The organism is Cupriavidus laharis (genome assembly GCF_914271435.1).
Lineage (GTDB): Bacteria > Pseudomonadota > Gammaproteobacteria > Burkholderiales > Burkholderiaceae > Cupriavidus > Cupriavidus laharis.
In genome coordinates this window covers 121,314-140,726 of record NZ_CAJZAI010000008.1, presented here as the reverse complement: position 1 = coordinate 140,726, position 19,413 = coordinate 121,314, and the positions used below count along the sequence as shown (strand labels likewise).

Sequence of the window (19,413 nt, the reverse complement as noted above, 5' to 3'; positions counted from 1 at the left end):
TCGCCGGCTCGACCTGACACATGGGCCGACGTCTGTGATGCTTCACCGGAAGAAGGTCCAGTAGCAATGCCGCTTGTTCACGCACCTGCCGTCTCGTCCGTCGTCATCGCCGGTTCAGGTGGTCTTGGCCTGGAACTCTACGACTATCTGCAAGTAGAAGCATCGGCGGGCGCGCCGAATATTGCGGGGTTCATCGACGACAGGCCTGGCAAGGTCCCCGAAGGGTTGGACGTACCCTATCTCGGCCCTATCATGCAGTACCGCTCGGCACCAAACCAGGCGGTACTAGTTGCGATCGGCTCTCCCGAGGCACGGCAAAGCGTGCTCTCATGGCTTTTACAGAATGGGATGATGGTTCCCTCGTATGTACATGCCACCGCCATCGTATCACCCTCGTCCAGCATGGGCGTGGGGGCATTGATCTTCCCATTTACCGTGGTCAGTCGCGGCGCGACTGTCGAGGACGGTGTGGTGGCAAATGTCTTTTGTGGAATTGGTCACGGCTCTCGCGTCGGTGCGTGCTCCGTACTTTCACCTTATGCGGTGCTCAACGGCGACAGTGCCATCGGATCCCGCTGCTTCCTCGGTACGCGCGCAACCCTCTACCCGGGAGTAAAGATAGGTGTCGAATGCACGGTCGACTCCCACACTGGCGTCTCATCCAGCACGAATGACCGTCAGTTCATCACGTCCGGGGCTTACCAGATTACGTCGCGCCGCATTCGCGACGCGTGAACCTCACTGGCTGGCAATGGAGTATCAGAAAAGCTCCGACGATTGCCGGTAAGCAGGCAAGGGTAACTGCACAACCGTCACCACGGTCCGACCGGAGACCGGATCAGTTCCAATATGCCTGGCATAACGCTCCGAGATACCAAACCAGGTCAGCCCTTGCGACCACAGACGGGTTCTGATGGGGTACAACAATGCGGGAATCACAATCATCAGAACCACGCATAACACCAGCGCAGAGATAGCCGGAGACCGACCAGCGGGCAGCAGTCGACGGGAACGACGCAGGTTTGTCCACGCCACGATGAGCCCTACACCCATGCCGATCAAGGTTTCCGTAGCAGTGTGGTAGCGTCCTGCGACCAGCGCTACTGCAGCCAGGACCGCCACGCAGATTCCGGCGAACATGCCGAATCGTGCGGCCCTGTCGCCCCGTGCTTCACCTGACACCGAAAATAGTACCGGGTAGACGGCCGCGGTAAGCAAGGCATGTCCACTGACGCTGTACACGTTTACTGAGGGTACGAACCATCCCCCGAACTCGAATGCCAGCTTGCCGACAAGGATGACTAACGTGCCTGCACCCAGCGAAAAGAGCCAGTAGAACGCCCGCCGCCACAGACCAAGCCAGGCGAGGCGGACAGCGACAATCCCCGCGAGGGGGAACATGAGCGACGCTTCTCCGACATGTACAACCAGATGCCAGGAAATTTGCACTATGAATCCCCCAGTTCATCGCTCTTTTGCACCGAGATACATTGCATTCGTGCCCCACTGGCTCACGCAACATCGACATCAGCGGCGCGCTGCTTGCTACCGCGAAAACGCGGCGCCGAGAATTCCCCCGCGGCACTGATCCCATCCCGTGCCAGCACCTTGTTGACCGTGCGCCAAAGAATCACGATGTCCAGCCATACAGAGACATGGTCCACATACCACACGTCTAGTCGGAACTTTTCCTCCCAGCTGATCGCGTTGCGTCCGCTGATCTGTGCCAGTCCTGTAATCCCCGGACGAACGTCGTGCCGACGGGCCTGTTCCGGCGAATAGAGCGGCAGGTACTCCACCAATAGCGGGCGCGGCCCAACCAGGCTCATATCCCCTTTCAGGACGTTCCAGAGTTCTGGCAGTTCGTCGAGGCTGGTGGAGCGGAGGAACGCACCGAACCTCGTGAGACGGTCCGGATCAGGCAGCAACTCGCCATCCGCCCCTCTCGCACCCGTCATGGTGCGGAACTTGAGAATCTGAAATGATCTCCCATGCAGGCCCGGCCTCACCTGGCGAAAGAAGACTGGCGTGCCCAGTTCCCAGCGCACTGCGCAGATCAGGATGAGAAGGGGAACGGCGAGCAGCAGCAGACCTACCGAAGAAACAACAACGTCAAAGATGCGCTTCATGATGCTTCCAGCCAATCATTAAGAGCCGGCCGTTGACGATGCAAATCGCAAAGTTCGCGGTGTGGAGCCGAACGCCGCAGGACGAGGCACGATACCAGCCTGATATCGTGCCTCGCCGACCTGCAGCACAGACAGGCGATGAGCGATTTGCGCCATTCGCCCAATATAATCGAATGGGAGTGTGTCCTGATGATCGATATGTGGCGGCGGGCACAGTGGGCACTTCACCCTTACATTCCGCGGTCGCGCTGCGTGAGCGTCGTTGCATGTTTTTCCAGCTCGGCATTGCGGGCGCCCTGCGCCTGGCGATGGGCCCTCCTCAACGCGCGAAGCTTGATATCAATGGGACGCTCGACAGCCCGATAGACAAGTACGGAGACAAGCACGGATGCAACCACCAGCGATAGACAGATCAGGTCTCCAGGCAGCAGGCGAAGTCTGTCCGCTCTGGTCAGCACTCGCGCAAACGCAGGGATCGTGAATGCCTGCAACAGGTATAAGGAATACGACGCGTCTCCCACCTGCTGCAGGAGGTCGCTTCCCGTCCAGCCGCCCGCAGCCTCCATGACAATCCCCCCCACCACAAGCAGCGCGGCCGGAATCCCCGCAAATACGACCCTGTGAGCCATGTCGGAGGTGGGCGTCCCTACGCAGAACCCCAGCCCGCCCGCGACGATGATGACAGCGGCAGTCCATCTGGATACTCTGAAGCCGGATCGATAAGCCCATCCGAACACGCAGCCGAGTACAAATTCCAGCAACAACGGATCCGTCAGGAATCTGAAGATGTACGCCGACGGCCGCGTCAATGACAGGACGGAAAGCACCACAAAAAAGGCTGTGAGGACCACCCCGCTGCGTTGCTCCGCAAAACAGAGCGACACAGCAAACACGGCATAGAAAAACATCTCGTAGGTCAGTGTCCAGCCAACATAGAGGACAGGGTAATAGCTGCCACTTTGCTTGACTTCGTACGGAACGAAAAAATAGGAGGTTACCGCCTGCATCACCGTGAATTCCGTAGTCTTGAGGCTCGGTGCGATCCACACGATCACAAGCATCAGGCTTGTGAGAACCCAGTACATGGGTACGATCCGTGCGATCCGGGCGGCCATGAATTCCCTTGCCGCACTGACGGACCGATCTCGTCCACCCGTCGTCATCACCATGACGAAGCCGGATATAAAGAAGAAGATGTCGACCCCTGCCCATCCCCATGCGGCCGCATGGCTCACGATTCCTGGCTTCCAGCCGTGTATCTGTATTGTCGCGGCCGAGTGATATGCGACGACCGCCATCGCTGCGATGGCGCGCAAGCATTGGATAGAAGACAGCTTTTGCTGGGACATAGGTTCCCCCTGTGCTCCGATCCCGGCTTGAACCACTACGTTGCCCCCAAACGGGGGCCGTGTCGTGACATTCTGGCTCTCGGAAAACGGCAACACTGTTGGACAGCTCACACACATGGTGTGGCGCTTCCGGTGCTGTCCTGCCCCGGACAACTGCTGCTTTGTTGGAGAGCGCACCGAAGTCACCTGGCTGCGTCGGTACAGTAAGCGTCGGCTGCCGTGCAGGCGACGCGCCCGGAGTTGACCGGTGCAGAGGATCAACATGAAATCAACGACCGTACCCAGCGAAGGCGGTGGCGGACTCGATGCCACCACGCCAGCATCTGTTCAACCCCACCCGCTGCACGGTCCCGACGCGATCTGGCAGGAAACCAACTGCTATATCGACCTGTGGGTCGAACTGCTGCATGCATGGGGGCTCGACCCGCGTGCCGCACTGCCGTTCACTGCCGCGCAGGATTTTGAAGGCGATCACTTCACCTTCTTCAAGTACCCGCAAGCCGATCTGGAGACGCTGTATGGCACGGTCGTCCAGGAAATGGCGGTCTACGACACACTGCAGGCGCACGTGGTGGCCCAGGTTGAACGCGGCCATACTGTACTTGTCGAAGTCGACAGCTACTACCTGCCCGACACACACGCGACCGCGTACCAGCGCGAGCACGTCAAGACCACGGTGGGGATCGATTACATCAACCCCCTGGCGCAACGGCTCTCGTACTACCACAGCCTGGGATACCACAGCGCGCAGGACGAGGACTATCGCGGCCTGTTGAGGCTGTCGCCGGAACTGAGCGGCAACGGCAACATCCTGTTTCCCTATGCCGAATGCGCAAAACGCGTGCGGCCCGCGCTTGCCATGCCGGCCATGGCCGATGCCTCGGCGGCACTGATGCGCCAGCACCTGGCCAGGCTGCCTGCCATCAATCCCGTCAGCCAGTGGCGACAGGAATTCGACGAGCATATGGACACGCTGCTGGCGCGCGACGACGCCTACTTCCACCTCTACACCTTCAATCTCCCGCGCCAGCTCGGCGCGAACTTCGAGATGCTGCACCACTGGCTGCGATGGCTGGACGAGCAGGGCAGCAGTAACCGGTTGGCGGTTCCGGCCGCGGAGACCGCATACGCCATCGCGACGGAAGCGAAGGTCCTGCAGTTCCGGCTGGCCCGTGCGGTTGCGCGGCGCCGCGCCGATCCTTGCACGCAAAGCCTGGACGCGCTGGAATCCAGCTACGACAAGACCATCGAAAGCCTGATCTCGGCCTTCGGGCGCCCGGACGCTGCCGCCGCATAGCGCCATCGATGTTTTCGCTCTCCAAGTCCACTGCGTCAGAGAAAACGCAGTGGGCTGGCGTACGTCGCCGCAATGCGGCACGCCGTGCGCTACCGAAGTTGCCGGACATCAGCCGTCGTAGCCAAGCGGACGCTCGGCGTTAAGGGCATAAATCTCGCCTGATGGGGCAGGCGCGGCATCGCCGCCAGCCTTGCCGTCGAACACCAGCCGCAACCGCCGGCTGCTGCCCGGCGCGAGATGGAACCAGTTCTCGGTGGCGCGGTAGGCGTGGTCCTCGATATGTACCCATCGGGCAAAGCGCCGGGCTGTGATCGTGATCCACCAGTCGTCGTCCACGCATTCGAGCCGGGCCTGAAGTTCAGGGGCCTTGAGTGCAGCGGCGCGGCGGTCGGGCAGGTACACGGCCTGGCTCAGCGGCTCGCCGCCCTCTTCTGCAAGCAGCGTCGCCACCACAACGTCGTGCGTCGGCGGACCGAAGCGGTAAGCGTAGGTGAAGTCAAAGAAGCGATCGAGCAGCGCGGCTGCCTCCATGCACTCCGCGCTGTGGGCCGGCAGCCAGAGCGGCTGCCGTGCCTGTGCCACGACGACTTCGCCGTCACGCAGGCAACGTAGCTCCAGCAACAACGCACGCGGCCGCGGCGTTTCGTTGAGCACATGCAGGTGCAGGCCGTTGAGGCCTTCGTCGATGATCAGCACCTGCAGCGGCTGCCAGGCCTGCTTCAGGGCGTGCCAGGCCGATTTGGGGCGCCCACAGGCGTCGACGATGCCCCAGCCGGTGCCCGGCAACAGATCCTGAAATTGCCAGACCAGACCGCCCGCGCAGCTCGACCCAACCCGGCGCCATTCGCTGAAGACCTCTGTCATCACCTCCGCGACTACCGCGCGTGACAGCATCAGGTAGCGCTGAGGCTGTTCATACCGAAGACGCGACGGATCGACGTCATACAAGCTGCGCAGGTAATGCTCGCGCACATCCTCGAAATCCCACGACGCGCCGGCGTCGCGTGGCACTCCGGATTTCCAGCGCGGGGAATGCAGCGGCGGCAAGCCGCTCTCCGCGAGCGTGCGGTCGCACGGTACATTGGCAAAGGCCAGGCATTCGGATGCGAAGCGTACCTGGGCAAGGCGGGCGTCGGCCAGCGGACGCTGGTAGGCACCCACGCCATAGTAGTGGCTGACTCCGGTATCGGGCTGGAACGGCCAGGCACCTCCGGTGGGCGAGTTGCCGACATAGACGATATCAGGCCGATGGGCTGCAACCAGGTCCGGAATCAGTGCCTCAAAGAGCGGTTGCTTCCATTCGCTGCGCGCGGCGCCGAGCATGGCTGCCTGCTGCTCCGCCTCGCTGGCGCCACAGACCACCGCAATGCTCGGGTGCGTCCGGGTCGAAGCCAGCCACTCGCCGACTTCGCGCGTAATGTCTTCCGTCAGGCCCACCCCAGGCCCAATGCTGCCGTAGTCGAAATTGGCAAACATGAAATCCTGCCAGACCAGCAGTCCCAGTTCATCGCAGACCCGATAGAAGGCTTCGCCCGGATAGCACGTCACGCCGCTGACGCGGACCATGTTCATGCCACCCGCGCGCGCAAGTTCCAGCCAACGTCTGGAGGCTTCGTCGGTATCCGCCAGCCCGGGCAGATCCACGCTTGAAATGCAGGCGCCGCGGCAGAACATCCGCTTGCCGTTGATATGCAGTGCAAACGCCCCCGATTCGCCTGTCTCGTCGAGGGACACGCTGCGGAATCCGATCCGGCCGCATTGGACGGTTCGCCCCTCGATGGTCGCTTCGACGCCGTAGAGATTCGGATCACCATGCGTATGCGGCCACCATAGCCGCGGGCGATCGATATGGACGGCGCCTGCAAGGGTATGACGGTCAATGCGCGACAACGCGCCCGCGTAGCGGCACCCTGCCTCGCCGATGACCTCGAGCGATCCCGAAGCCGGCGCCGACGCCGGAAAGTGCAGGCGCACCGAAACCACGCCATCCTGGTCCTGCACCCGCGCCCACTGGTCCACGCGCAGGCCATGCAGGATGTCGTCGCTGGCCGGATCAAACAGTTCCACGGGACGCCAGGGGCCGACCGCATGGACCGGCGGACACCAGCCCGGCATGTGGCCAAGCAGCGTGGTGCGGACCGCACGCAGCTGTGCAGGCACGATCATCCTGGGCTTCCAGCGCACCGGACCGCGCTGCTTGCGCAACCACGGTTCGAGCGCGCGAAAGCAGATGTGCAGCACGTTGTCGCCGGCCAGGTCGACATCAACCTCGTGGGCAACAAACATGTGCCGCGTGCTCAGGACAAGCGCTCCGTTCAGCCAGACTTCGGCGACCGTGGCGAGGCCGTTGAAGCGCAACACGCGCCGGCCATCGCCGGAAAAGGCAGCCCGATACCAATGGTCGTGCGCGTGCAAGGGTGGCGGCGCGGCGTCGTCCCAGCGCCCTGCGGCGCGCAGCGCGCTGGCGACGGTGCCTGGCACGGGAGCTGGCAACCAGGCAACGCCCGGATGCAACGCGGCCGGATTCTCTGCTGCGCCGGCGGCGGTCTGTGCCCATGCCCACTCGCCGTCCAGCGCGGCACTGACAACTGCGATCCCCGGACGCCTTGCCGGCAGGTCTTCGCAGACGGGCACAACGCTTGTGTCCAGACAGTTCTGCAGCGTCATGAGGCGGTCACCGCTCCGCGTCAGAGGCCCCCGAGCGCATCACGCACGCGCCGTGGCCATTTCGCCAGTTCGAAGCCATGGTGGCGCAGCAGGGCAAGCGTCAGGCGCTCGATGCCGAAACCGACGCAACCCGTGTGGGCGGGCGCGCCGTCCGCCGTGCGCAATGGCCACGCATGGGCGAAATGGTCCATGTGGTAGTTGAAGCTCATGCAGGCCGTGGGCGGCGCGCCATCGTTGATCGGCACGAGCAGCTCGAACTTCAGTTTGAGTTCGCGCTGGCTGTCCGCCACGATCTTGCCGCCGCGGCCAAAGAACGGATCGTTCGCCAGATCGACCTCATGGGGCAGCTCCAGCATGCCGGCCAGTTGCCTGCCGCGCTCGATCCATGTCTGGCGGAAGGCAACGATCTGCTCGGCCGTACCAAGCCGCACGTATTCGCGCTGCCGGAACATCTGCATGCGCGCCGGGTCGATCGACGGCTCATGGCGGAAGCAGTAGGTCAGCACGTCAACCACCATCCCCTCGCCAGGCATCGGTCCACGCGCCGCCACGACCGGGTACACCGGGTAGCATGCCGCGGGCGCCAGCACGACATCCGTCGGGCGCTGCTGATCGGCCCAATCCTCTCCTTGTTCGAGCCGGGCCAGCAAGCGGTGGTGCTCGCGGTCACCGCCACAGAAGCAATGCACCGTACCCGCCAGTTGAGGAAAGCTCTTCAGGTACTCGCTGGCCTCGAAATCCTTGCGTGGCATCGCGGGAGGAAAGCGCATCACCTCCGCGTGCTGGTCGGCCCCGAGCTTGCTGATGGCGGCGTTCAAACCCTCGGCGATGTTTTCGAACAGCCCGCTGCGGCCATAAATGCCATCGACCGCGCTCGGATACAGCACGCGCGCGTCGATCAATGCCTGCCGAAAGGCGCGGCGGCCGGCGTCCGGGTCCTGCGACGGCTTTGGCGCGGCATAGCTGCCGCCGGATGCAGTCGGCGAATCGTCGCCCGGCGCGTAAGCGTTGCTGGCATTTTCCATTGTCGGCTCCTCAGGCAGACCGGTCTGCCAGCAGCAGGTTGGCGGTGTTGGTCAGGATGCGATCGTTGTTGATCATGAGCGGAGCGGACCAGAGGTCCCGCAGGTGGCGGCCCAGGCTGAAGGGCGTGCCATGCTTGTAGCCCGCCATGCCGCACACGAGCATCGCGATATGCACGGCTTCCAGCGCCAGCGCCGACACGCTGGTCTTGAGGCCATTCATTTCCGCAGCCAGGTTGAAGATGGCGGACATGCTCTGGACCGCGTGGCGCTGGCGCTGGTGGGCCAGCGCGAGTTCCAGCCTGCCTTCCAGCATCTGGATGATGGCCACGGCTTCGGCGACACGCGTGGCCGAGGGCGGCAACGTGCCTGGCCGGGCGCGGGCCTGGCCCTGGAAGAGTGACTTGGCGCGCTGCACGGCATCCGCGGCGATGCCGGTCCACAGGGCGGACCACAGAATGTGCGACACGGGGGTCATGGTGACGTCGGCAATCTCGCCGAACGGCACCGGAAGGATCTGGTCGGTATGGCCGCGGGCTTCCAGCCTGTAGCCATTGCTGCAGGTGCCCCGCATGCCCAGCGTATCCCACGCTGACAGGCTTTCCAGCACATAGTCGGGCTTGAGCACGCTGACCATCACCTGGTCCGACGGCGAAGCATCGGGACTGCGCCGCGCGGTCACGAGAATGCCGTCCGCGTGCGCGCCATAGGAGATGGTCGGCGCCATCTTGAGCAAGTGCAGGTTGGTGCCATCGGCGTTGACGGCGCAGCCGCTGTTGCGCAAGGCGCCGCCGATGGCCTCTTCGGACGTGGCCGAAGCCAGCAGCAACTGCTCGCCGGCAAGGCGCCGCAATAACTGTGCATGCCATGCGCTGCTGCTGGCGTGGTTGACCAGGCACGCCACCTGGATCTGATGCATGGCGTAGATCATCCCCGCCGAGGCGCAGGCACCGCCGAGTATGCGGCAGACCCCGGCGACCGTGTCCAGCGACGCACCGCCTCCGCCGAAGGCGGCTGGCACCATGGCGCCCAGTAATTTCTGATCGCCCAAGATCGCGAAGGCCTCGTGCGGAAACCGCGCGTCGCCGTCAACCTGGTCTGCATACCGGGCGGCCTCGGCCGCCGCCAGTTGCGCAGCGGCCAGCCAGTGCGCGGCGTCGACGACCTCCGGCAGCGGATGCGCCAGCTCCACGCTGGCAAGGGCGGGCTTCATGCGGCCTCCTGCTCTTGCTTGATCTGCTCGGCCGCGGCAGCCAGCGAGCTGATGCTGCGGAACAGCTGGCGGGTCAGCAGGCGATCGGGTATTTCAATGCCAAGCGCGTTCTCCATCGCGAGCATCACGTGCACGGTCGCCAGCGACGAAAGTCCTGCTGCATACAGGTCGGCCTGGTCGTCCAACGACTCCACCGGTACGTCGAGCCGGGCGACGTCCGAAAGAATGGTACGTATGGCTGCTTTCATACTGGCGCTCCCGTGTCGTGTTTATTACCCAGTGTGTTCGCCTATTTAGCCCAGACCACAGGTTCCGCATCGGTGCGCTCCCACACCAATCGTGCACTTGCCGCGGAAGGGCATCCATGCCGGGCGATGACCCGCATCACATTGCATTGGATACCGGCCGCCTGCCGATCCACGCAGAAACGGGTACGCTCGACGCTCTCTGCCTCGGGCTGCGGCTTGCGTGCATCAAGCCTCATCAAGCCTTTCCGCGCTCGTCGGCCTGGTTCGTCAACGCCGGCTGTTTCAGGTCGGCTCGCGGCAACGGCATCCCCAGATACGGATTGATGCTGTGGAAATCCGCCCGGTTGCTGCGCCGCTGCACCACGCCATTCAGGATGCCGCCCGCAAGACGGGCATCGGCGCGTGCCAGGCGCTTGAGGGTCTCGTTCACCTGGTCCGCCGGCGTGACGTCGGCGCGAATGACCAGCAGCGTCGAGCCGGCCAGACTGGCGACGAGCGTCGCGTCCGCAACCGCCATGACAGGCGGCGTGTCGACGATGACCAGGTCGAAGCGGCCCGCGCAGCGGCGCAGGTTGTCCGCCAGCGTTGGCAGCATCAGCAGCTCGGACGGGTTGGGCGGCGTCTGGCCGTGTGTGAGGATGAACAGGCTGTTGACGACGGTCGGCCGAACAGCCTCGGCGATCGGCAGGCGGCCAGCCAGTACTTCCGCGAGCCCGCCTTCGGCAGGCTGGTCGAACCAGTCGGCAATCTTGCCGCGGCGCAGGTCTGCATCGACGAGCAGCACGCGCTGGCCCGCCTCCGCGAACAGCACGGCAAGATTGACCGCGGAGAAGGTCTTGCCTGCGCCCACCGCGGGGCTGGTCACGGCCACCACGCCATCGGGAGCCGAGCGCAGCGAGAAATGCAGCGCCGCGCGCAGTGTGCGCAGCCCTTCTATGGCAAGCGAGTGCGGCGCCCGCCGCGCCAGCAGGAAATGGTCATGCAGCCCCTGCCTCAGCAGCCGTTCGCTTTCCGCGTATTCGCTGTCGGCAGCATCTACGGCCGATGCATCGACCAGCGAGGTTCCCGGGCGAGGCGCCTCCAGGCGGCCCTTCGCCTGCATGGCAAAGCCCGCGGCAATGCCAAGGCGCCGCTTTGCTTCGACCTCGCGCTCGAGGTCAGCCTGTTCGTCGCTGAAAGCGACATCGCCAAGCATGGCAATGCCAAGCCGCTGTTCGGCATCGTTGGCCGTGGCCACCGATGGCTTCAGGCGCTGGCGCACGCCGACACCGGCCACACCAAGGCAAAGCCCGAGCAGCATGCCGCCGGAAACAAATGGCCACGCGCCGGGCCCGACCGCCCGGACCGGGGCAATGGCGTTGTCGACCACACGCATCTGGCTGGAGTTGTCCGAGCGCAGCAGCGACAACTGCTCGACTTTCGAGCGCAGCGTCATGTACATGTCCTCGGCGACCTTGACGTCGCGCGCCAGTGCCACCGACTCGCGTTCGGAGGCGGACAGGCTCTGCATGCGGGCATCGATCTCCGCGCGCTCGCGCGTCATCTGCTGGATCTGGCTGTCGACAGTCTTCACCTCATTGGCGTCCGTGGTGAAGCGCTGCAGCAGTTTTGTGCGCTCCAGCCTGAGCGCGGCGATCTGGCGCTGGTATTCCATGCTGCTGTTCAGGAACGACTGGGCGTCCCGGCTGGGCTGGATGGAACCGGTGCGGGCGCGATAGCGGCTCAGCGCCTCCTCGGCGCGCGCCAGCTCGGCCTGCACACGCGGCAATTCGCCGGTCAGGAAAGCCAGCGAGTCGGCGGCGTCGCCACGGCGCTGGGCGGTCTGCCCGCTGATGTAGGCGCGCGTCACGCCATTGACGAGCGCAGCAGCGGTCTCCGGATCGGGGTATTGCCAGGCTATGCGCACCGTGCTGCCGCCGGCGTCCGCGCTTTCGCTATCGACGGTAAGGCCGAGCCGGATCGCCTCTGCGGTGCGTGCCGGGTCATGGCGCGTGAGCAGGAAGCGCGTGCCCGGCGCGGCGTCGATGCGCGCCACGCGCAGTTCCACGCCGTTGCCGGCGGCATTCTCGCCGACGACACCTTCCACGAGCCCGGTATCCTGGTAGCTGATGCGGTAGCTGCCATCCTGCAGCACTTCGAACAGCATGGGCTGGTCCACCAGCCGCTCGGGCACCGCCAGGCGGTCCAGCACGAGCCGCTCTCCGCCCCACGCATAGCCCAGCCACGTGCCGCGCGGCTGGCCCGGCGTGGACCACCGTTCGACCAGCGTGCCGAGCAGCGGGGCGCGCAGCGGCCTGGCGGTAATGTCCAGGTGCAGTTGCTCGACCACGGGCGCCACCACCGCGCGGCTGCTCAGCAGCCCGGCGTCGAGTGACGCACCCTGCGGCGCCTGCGCGACGTTGCGCATCGCGCCATTCTTGCCTTCCACCTGCACGAGCGCCTGGGCACGGTACTCCAGCGGGGACGACAGCGCTACCATGCCGCCGATCGCCGCGCCGGCCACGCCGGCCGCGACGATCCACCCCATATGATCCAGCAGCGCGCGTGCCTGCAAGGCTCGCGCCACCGGGGCTTCACGCCGGGGGACCTCCCGGTCGGCCGGTGCACCGGCATATGACAGTCTGCTCACGGACACTGCTCCTCAAAGCGATGAAGGCCGGACGCGCAGCATGCGCTGCGGCACCGGCCATAGCTGTTCACGTGCGGCCTTCCGGCTTCAGGCATGCGCCAGGGCTGGCAGCAGGCGGTCGTATTCGCGCTTGACGAGCTTGTAGCACTCGCAGGAGTGCTTCTCCAGCCCGCAGCGGTCCAGCACCGTGATGTGGCCGCGGCTGTGATGGATCAGCCCGAGGTCTTCCAGCTTGCCGGCGGCTTCGGTCACGCCCTCGCGGCGCACGCCCAGCATGTTGGCGATGACCTGCTGCGTGATCACCAGTTCGTTCGAGCTCAGTCGATCCACGGCCAGCAGCAGCCAGCGGCACAGCTGCTTGTTCAGGGAATGGTGCCGGTTGCACGCCGCCGTCTGCGCGATCTGCGTCAGCATGGCCTGCACGTAGAGCAGCGTGACCCGTTGCAGCGTAGGCGTGCGCGGCAGTTCGGCGCGCAGCAGGCGCGCAGGGATGCGGTAGGCCAGGCCAGGGCTGCGCACTTCCACGCGGCATGGCATGGTGTCGCCGCCGGTGACCACCGGGACGCCCACCAGGCCTTCGTTGCCAACCGCGGCGATTTCCACGGTGGCGCCGTCTTCCAGCAGGGACAGCAGCGACACCACCGACGTGGTCGGGAAGTACACATGGACAATGCGTTGTCCCGAATCGGTCAGCAGCTCGCCGGCACGCAGGCGCACCAGTTCGATGTGCTGCGCCAGTGATTCCCATTCGCCGCGCGGCAATGCATTGAGCAGATAGTTGGCATTCAGATCCGAGCGATGCGTGATCATTTTCGTACCCCCCTGTCCCATCCCGTGTCCGGGCAAGAATCTACCTGCCGGCGCCGCCCGCCCCGTCACCCTGCCACGGGCCCCGCCGCGCCAGGCCGGTCTGCCGCCGGGCAATCCCGCTGTGCCGGCGCTTTGTGTCCGTCTCCTCCCAGCCAGGCTCGCCGCGGCCCCGAACCATGCGGCAATTCTTCTGACCCGGTTTCTGTATTTAGCGCCATGGATCGTCAATGGGACAGTAGGCAGACGGCTGGTGCACTGTCATCCATTGGTAGGTCGGCCGGAAAGCGGACATGCCCGGCAGCGGGTGCGTACTGGAATGGCGCCGCTAGCCGGCGTAGCGGACAGGATCGTCCTGGTTGAGCGCCCACACCCTGCCGGCGGGCGCCATGCCGGGTTGAGACGTGTGGCCGCCTTCATGCAAAAGGCGGATACGGGTACGCCCGCCGGGCGCGAGGTGGAACCAGTCCTGCGCCGGCTGGAGCACATGGTCCTCGATGTGCACCCAGCGTGCAAGACGCGTGGCCGATATCTCGAGCCACCAGTGCCCCGCGTCGTGCAGGACCTCAACCTGGAGGCCCGCCTGCGGCAGTGCTTCGGCACGGCGGTCCGGCAGGTGCACCGCCTGGCTGAGCAGCTCGCCACTGCGAGCGTCCGATAGCGTGGCCAGCACCACGTCGTCCGCGTCCGGCGATCCACCATGCTGCGGCCGCGGTGTCAGCACCAGGGACTGGTGTGCCCCAAGCTGCTGCGTGTGCTCGGTCTCGGCGTGCACCTGTGCGCCGTTTCCGATCCAGCAAACCCTGACGCGGACATCGCGCGTTGCCGCTGTCTCGTTCAGCAGGTCCAGGCGGATCCGGCCTGCAGCGTCTGTCCCCAGCAGTACCTGCAACGGGCGGCACGCGGCACGCATCGCATGCCAGGCCGACTTGGGACGGCCGCACACATCCACGACGCCTGTGCCGTTGGCGAGCGGCACATCGCGCAGCGATGGCAGCAGTGCCAGTCCGGACGTGCCCCCTGCGCGGCGGCAACCGGCGATGAAGTCGCTCACCAGCTCGGCGGCGAGCGCTCGCGACAGGCGCAGATAGCGCTGCGGATCGCTCCGGCGCAGGCGCGGCGGATCCACGCCATACAGCGTGCGCAGGCTGCGGTCGCGCACGTCCTCGGCATCCCATAGCGTGCCCGGCCGATGCGGCACGCCGGCCTTCCAGCGCGGATCGCCAACGGCCTGCGACAAGCCAAGCGCCCCGAGCGTGCGCGCGCATGGCACGCCTGCAATCTCCGGCAACCATGTGGCATCGGGCAGATTCATGCCTTCGCGCCAGAGCAGCATGCCGACCGCATCGCAGGCACTGCGGAAGTCAGCGGCCGGCGCACAGCCGCGATCGAGATACAGCACGTTCATCCCGGCACCACGTGCGAGCCGCATCCAAGAGCGAGCGGCCAGCGGCGATGCCGCGAGCGCGGCCAGTTCCCCGGCGCCCAGGCGCGCGCCGCGGCAAAACACCGGCACATCATTGATGCGTGGAAAGGGATTGCATCCATGCCTGTCGCCCCGAACGCTGCGCAATCCGATCCGCCCGCAATCGAGCATGTGTCCCCCGGCCTCGGCCAGGACGCGATACCGGGCCGGCTGGCCGTGCGTATGGGGCCACCAGAGCCTGGGATGGTCAAGGCGCACTTCGGCCGCCAGCGTGAAGGCATCCTCGCGCATGAGCGGCGCGCGGACAACGCCATCCGCATCGCAGATGCTCAGCATCGCCTGCGCCGGTGCCTCGCCATGCAGGTGCAGGCGCATGGAAACCAGACCCGCGCCATCTTCCATTCCAGCGGAGAGATCCACCGCGGCATCGGCGAGAACATCGTTGCCGCCGAGTTCAAGCAACTCGACGGGCTGCAGCAAGCCCACGGCGTGCAGCGGCGTGTCTTCAGCCGCGGCATGCCCGATGACGCCCGACGCCGGGAATGTCAGTGCCTGGCGCCAGCACAGCGTGCTGCGCGCCGCATGCAGCCGGGGTACGCTGGCCCGAAAGCACAGGTGGAGGGTATTGACGCCTGCCAGGTCCACTTCGGCCTCGCACACATCGCACAGCGCCTGCGGCGCGGCGATCGGTCGCCCGTTGACCCATGCCTGCGCCGCGCCGGCCAGGCTCCGCAAGCGCAGCAGCCGGTGCCCGGTCGCAGCGAAGCGCAGGCGGTACCAGTAGTCGTGCCGATGCGAGGCCACCGGCGTCGTGTCGCGCCAGCGGCCCGATATGCGCATGGCGTCGGCCACGGTACCCGGCACCGGGGCCGGCAACCATGCCGCGCACTCGTCCAGGCATGCCGGGCTGTCGGCGGCACCGGGCAGGGTTTCCAGCCATGACCAGTCTCCCGACACGTGCAGGCTGCCAGGCAGCCGCGCGCCGCGGCGTGTGCTCGCGGCGGCGACGGGAAGCGTCACGCCTTGCTCCCGGCGAAATGCCGCGCCAGCACCGGCACGCACGCCTGGTACGAGGCTTCGAGCTGGTCCAGGCAATCCTCGCAGGTGTCCGGCTTGCGGCTGATCACCGCGCGCATCAGCCGGAACTGCATGACCATCGCTTCCGATGCCATGGTGTAGCAGGCCTCGGCCGTCTTGTCGGGCACCTGCTCGCCTTGCATGACCAGCCAGCGCAGGTAGCGCGCAAGCAATTCGAAGTTGGCGCCGAGCTGGCGCAGCACACCGGCCGCATAGTGATGAAAGCCGGGCTCGCCGCGCGCCATCAGGCGATCAAGGTGCTCGGGGAATGCCGCGCGAAAGGTGCTGACCGGATTGTCGCGCGGACGGTTTGCCAGGTGAAAGCGAAAGAGTTCCAGCGAAGCCTGCAGCAGCGACGCGTCGCTGTGCGTGCACGGATTGCGGCGCACCACGTCGGCATGGGTGTAGAGCAGGGCTTCCGCGTTGCGTCCGCCAGGCACCCGGCCGAAGAGCGCGGTGTAGTCCTCGCCGCTGGCGGTGTGATAGCCGTCGGAGTGGAAATACCCCACGGCCAGCGCATCCGGAATCATCACGTCGATGCCGATGCACGACAGCGTGCGCTGGCGCTGGTAGGCCGTGCCCGGCGCGGGCGGCAGCTGGCTGCTGTCGACCTCCATCACCACGATGTTGCCTCGGCTGGTCTGCGCGGCGACGTGGCTCTCGAGCGAGTCGTACAGCGTCAGGACATGGATGTTCAGGCCGAACAGCCGCTCGAGATCGGCATCGGGTATCCGGCATTGCGTGAAGTGGTCGGCCTCAAACGCTTGCCTGACGGTGCAGGGCAGCGCTGCCACCGGTGGCAGGTCCAGGCCATGCAGCAGTTCAATCCAGAGATCGACGTGGCTGTTAACGTGCGACCAGACCGGATTTCCACCGCGCAATCCCGGACCGCCACGCCCACGCATCTTCGTGTCGCCGTACACTGTTGGCCTCCGCGCGTGCCAAGACGTTGCGTTCGCGGGCGCGCACGGTCAGGGCTGCAGGCGCCAGCGCACCTGCAGCTCGATTGCCGTGCATCCACTCCTGTCCTGCGCGCCTCCCCCGACCGTGTCTGATGCTTGCACGACCGGTCGTGCTGGCGATCATTGCGCGGCGTGTTCCCGGCAGTCTGTTGGACGCCGCACAAAGTTCCGCAGCCCTGCGCGCGGCGGCTCGCGCAGCGTATCTCCGCATCCGCCTGCATGGTTGAAGCATGGATGAATACCGGCTGCGCGACGCCGTGCGCATGGTGCTTCTGGCGGATGGAGGCCGGGGCGGCGATTGCCTATCGTCGATGGAACGTGCAAGCGCACTACGTGCCTTGCGCGTTTCAAAGCCCGCATGGTCCCCCGGTCGGCGGGCTTCTTTTTTGGCGCGCCCAACGCATCATGGAGATCACACCAGGCCGGACATGCATCCGATGGCATGGCCGGTCGGGAAGCGCGGCAACGGCACCGCGCACGCGGCGTCAGGCTGGTGACGGACAGGAACACATCCCGAAGGTGCGCAACGGACCAGGGTTCAGGGCACGAACGATGACGGCAGGTGGTGCCGATGCTGTGCGATGATGAGTGCCCTCAGGCTTTCCACGCGCAACCGCGCCTCGCGTTCGCCGGCTTCGCGTGCCGCCTCGGCCGCGGCCAGTTCGCAGTCGAATTGCCGGCCGTGCAGTTCACCGCGGTACAGCAGCGGCTCATCGCTCTGCGTTGCCAGCCGGATTTCGAAGCAACAGGCCCACTTGCCTCGCCCTTCGCGCACGGCGAAGCCGCGCACGATGAGGAATTCCAGACCGCCCTCCATACGACCCCCTTGCACTCCCGCGGCGGCGGCCCTCTGAAACGGGCCGGCTTCTGCCGCAGGCAAATCAAGCATAGCCGCGCAGCGTCCCGTTCGCCCTCATCCGGTGGCCGTAGTACCAATCGGGCAAACGAGCGAGGCCGGCGGCGCGCCGCCGGCCAGTGTGAGCGCGGCGCGCGGGAAACACTGCCCGCCGGCCCAGACCAGCGCCATGGCGGCGCATACGAGCTCGGGCGATACCGGCGCTGCCAGGCAACCGCTCGCGCCGAGCAGCGCGGCATGCAGCATGAGCGAGGCATCGAGCCGGTCGGAAATCACGAGCCAGCGCCGCGGCGCCAGCCTGGCGTGCAGGCGGTCCAGCAGCGCGCGTTGATCGCCCTCGACTCCGCTGCAATCGAGCAGTGCGATGTCTGCGGGATCTTCGGCTTGCTCGGGAGGGATGGACGCGTCGGCTTCATCGAGCCATCGCGGCGCGCGCCAGCGGATCGGGCCGGGCAGGCTGAGCGCCTGCAGCCGGCGGGCCAGGACCCGGCACATGACTTCATTGCTGGCAATCAGATAGGTCGACATTGACTGTGAGGGGCAGCGGAAGCGATACCACCATTGGAGAACCGGGGCGCCGTGCGCCACGCTGCTGCGCGCAAGTGCCTGCAGGTGCCTGCCGGTGCCCTTACTCAGAACGTAGCAACCCGCCGCAACGTCCGCCTCATGCTTTTGGATGAGCCGCGCTCTCCAGATGGATGAGCCTGCCTGGCCGCATCTGCGCAGCCAGGCCCCGGCAGCGACTATGCCGCCATGCCGGCACCCGCGGGCACCTGCGGCTGGCCGGCGGATGGCGGTCCGGCCCAGTTGAGCGTGGCGCCGCGCTGCAGCGCGACGTACACCGCTTCACCCTTGTTGCGCACGTGCAGCCGCTGGTACAGCGTGCACGCGTGTGTCTTGGCCGTGGCGACGGAGATGTTGAGGATCCGGCTGACGGTCTTGATCGGATAGCCGCGCGCAAGCAGCGCGAGCACCTCGTACTGCCGCTCGGTGATATTGAGCAGGTGGGCACCCGCCGACGGCGTTTCGTAGCCGCCAGCGTGGGCAAGCGATAGTGTCGGCGGCGCCGGCTGTGCCGGATCGACGCGGACCGCGCCCCCCACGGCCAGGACGCCAGGACCACGTTGCAGCGCCACGACGTTGGGGTCGCCGTCGGCGGCCACCGCGTCGGGCAACATGCCGTGCTCCACCACGGCTTCGCTCATGGCACCGGACGCGCTTTCCATCTGGAGACGGGACGGAAAGCACTCGCCGCCGGCCAGCACCAGGCGCACTGCGGCGTCGAGCGCCGCAGCGCTGCTGTGCTTGTGCATGCAGCCGCGCACGCACTCGGGCAGCCCGGCCGTGCCAAGCGCTGCGGCCGGCGATTCGGCGAGCACGAGCACGCGCTGCGGCTGCAGCCGATCGCACACGTCGGCGAGCTGCAGGCATCCGCTGCCATGGTCGGGCGGCAACCCGAACACGAGCAGGTCCGCACCATGCAGCCAGAGATCCGATTCAATGGGTGCCAGCGGATCGATATCGATCAGGTCCCCGGGAATATGCGCTTGCGCCAGCAGATGGCGCAGCCCCAGGCGCAACAGTGGATGAGGCTCGATCAAGAGGATGGTGGCCATGGCCGCTCTCTTTTCTTGTAGCGGCAAGCGCGAACCCTGCGACAACCCGCACTTGCTCTCGGAAAATGCCTCGCTATCCTGCGAGTTGCATCTTCCATACGACCCGGCAGAGCTC

General features: G+C 65.9%; 16 protein-coding genes. 2 read left to right on the top strand and 14 right to left on the bottom strand.

The window, feature by feature from the left end:
- The first annotated feature begins 66 nt into the window (after window positions 1–66).
- Window positions 67–735 (top strand): acetyltransferase, encoded by a 669-nt coding sequence (locus LDO29_RS17285; protein ID WP_224081018.1) that lies wholly within the window; start codon window positions 67–69, stop codon window positions 733–735.
- A gap of 24 nt (window positions 736–759) precedes the next feature.
- Here LDO29_RS17285 and LDO29_RS17280 read toward each other — a convergent pair whose 3' ends face one another.
- The 3 genes from LDO29_RS17280 to LDO29_RS17270 form a co-directional block, all read right to left on the bottom strand.
- Window positions 760–1,401: a hypothetical protein gene (locus LDO29_RS17280; protein WP_224081017.1), complete on the bottom strand. Its 642-nt coding sequence runs from the start codon at window positions 1,399–1,401 to the stop codon at window positions 760–762.
- A 110-nt stretch (window positions 1,402–1,511) separates the two neighbouring features.
- Complete coding sequence (locus tag LDO29_RS17275; protein ID WP_224081016.1) at window positions 1,512–2,129, bottom strand: sugar transferase; 618 nt, start codon at window positions 2,127–2,129, stop codon at window positions 1,512–1,514.
- 230 nt (window positions 2,130–2,359) lie between these two features.
- Entirely contained in the window at window positions 2,360–3,478 is a 1,119-nt protein-coding gene (locus LDO29_RS17270; protein WP_224081015.1) for an acyltransferase family protein, read from the bottom strand.
- Between the two features lie 262 nt (window positions 3,479–3,740).
- Here LDO29_RS17270 and LDO29_RS17265 point away from each other — a divergent pair, with 262 nt between their 5' ends.
- Complete coding sequence (locus LDO29_RS17265) at window positions 3,741–4,775, top strand: DUF1839 family protein (RefSeq protein ID WP_224081014.1); 1,035 nt, start codon at window positions 3,741–3,743, stop codon at window positions 4,773–4,775.
- Window positions 4,776–4,883: 108 nt separating this feature from the next.
- Here LDO29_RS17265 and LDO29_RS17260 read toward each other — a convergent pair whose 3' ends face one another.
- From LDO29_RS17260 to LDO29_RS17210, 11 genes are all read right to left on the bottom strand, one after another.
- Window positions 4,884–7,442: a beta-mannosidase gene (locus LDO29_RS17260; RefSeq protein ID WP_224081013.1), complete on the bottom strand. Its 2,559-nt coding sequence runs from the start codon at window positions 7,440–7,442 to the stop codon at window positions 4,884–4,886.
- A gap of 20 nt (window positions 7,443–7,462) precedes the next feature.
- A complete protein-coding gene (locus LDO29_RS17255; RefSeq protein WP_224081012.1) occupies window positions 7,463–8,467 on the bottom strand; it encodes an amino acid--[acyl-carrier-protein] ligase in 1,005 nt (334 codons plus the stop codon).
- Between the two features lie 10 nt (window positions 8,468–8,477).
- Window positions 8,478–9,677, bottom strand: coding sequence for an acyl-CoA dehydrogenase family protein (locus LDO29_RS17250; protein WP_224081011.1), 1,200 nt, complete (start codon window positions 9,675–9,677; stop codon window positions 8,478–8,480).
- Complete coding sequence (locus tag LDO29_RS17245) at window positions 9,674–9,925, bottom strand: acyl carrier protein (RefSeq protein WP_224081010.1); 252 nt, start codon at window positions 9,923–9,925, stop codon at window positions 9,674–9,676. The genes LDO29_RS17250 and LDO29_RS17245 overlap by 4 nt, the downstream gene beginning before the upstream one ends.
- A gap of 235 nt (window positions 9,926–10,160) precedes the next feature.
- Window positions 10,161–12,554: a polysaccharide biosynthesis tyrosine autokinase gene (locus LDO29_RS17240; RefSeq protein ID WP_224081009.1), complete on the bottom strand. Its 2,394-nt coding sequence runs from the start codon at window positions 12,552–12,554 to the stop codon at window positions 10,161–10,163.
- Between the two features lie 87 nt (window positions 12,555–12,641).
- Window positions 12,642–13,364, bottom strand: coding sequence for a Crp/Fnr family transcriptional regulator (locus LDO29_RS17235; RefSeq protein ID WP_224081008.1), 723 nt, complete (start codon window positions 13,362–13,364; stop codon window positions 12,642–12,644).
- A gap of 325 nt (window positions 13,365–13,689) precedes the next feature.
- A complete protein-coding gene (locus LDO29_RS17230) occupies window positions 13,690–15,807 on the bottom strand; it encodes a glycoside hydrolase family 2 protein (RefSeq protein WP_224081007.1) in 2,118 nt (705 codons plus the stop codon).
- A complete protein-coding gene (locus tag LDO29_RS17225; protein WP_224081006.1) occupies window positions 15,804–16,787 on the bottom strand; it encodes a DUF1839 family protein in 984 nt (327 codons plus the stop codon). The genes LDO29_RS17230 and LDO29_RS17225 overlap by 4 nt, the downstream gene beginning before the upstream one ends.
- Before the next feature lie 577 nt (window positions 16,788–17,364).
- Complete coding sequence (locus LDO29_RS17220; protein WP_224081005.1) at window positions 17,365–17,643, bottom strand: hypothetical protein; 279 nt, start codon at window positions 17,641–17,643, stop codon at window positions 17,365–17,367.
- A gap of 96 nt (window positions 17,644–17,739) precedes the next feature.
- Window positions 17,740–18,210 carry a class I SAM-dependent methyltransferase gene (locus LDO29_RS17215; RefSeq protein WP_224081004.1) on the bottom strand — a complete coding sequence of 157 codons (471 nt, stop codon included), beginning with the start codon at window positions 18,208–18,210 and terminating at the stop codon, window positions 17,740–17,742.
- Window positions 18,211–18,425: 215 nt separating this feature from the next.
- Window positions 18,426–19,298 carry a helix-turn-helix transcriptional regulator gene (locus LDO29_RS17210; protein ID WP_224081003.1) on the bottom strand — a complete coding sequence of 291 codons (873 nt, stop codon included), beginning with the start codon at window positions 19,296–19,298 and terminating at the stop codon, window positions 18,426–18,428.
- Window positions 19,299–19,413 lie beyond the last annotated feature (115 nt).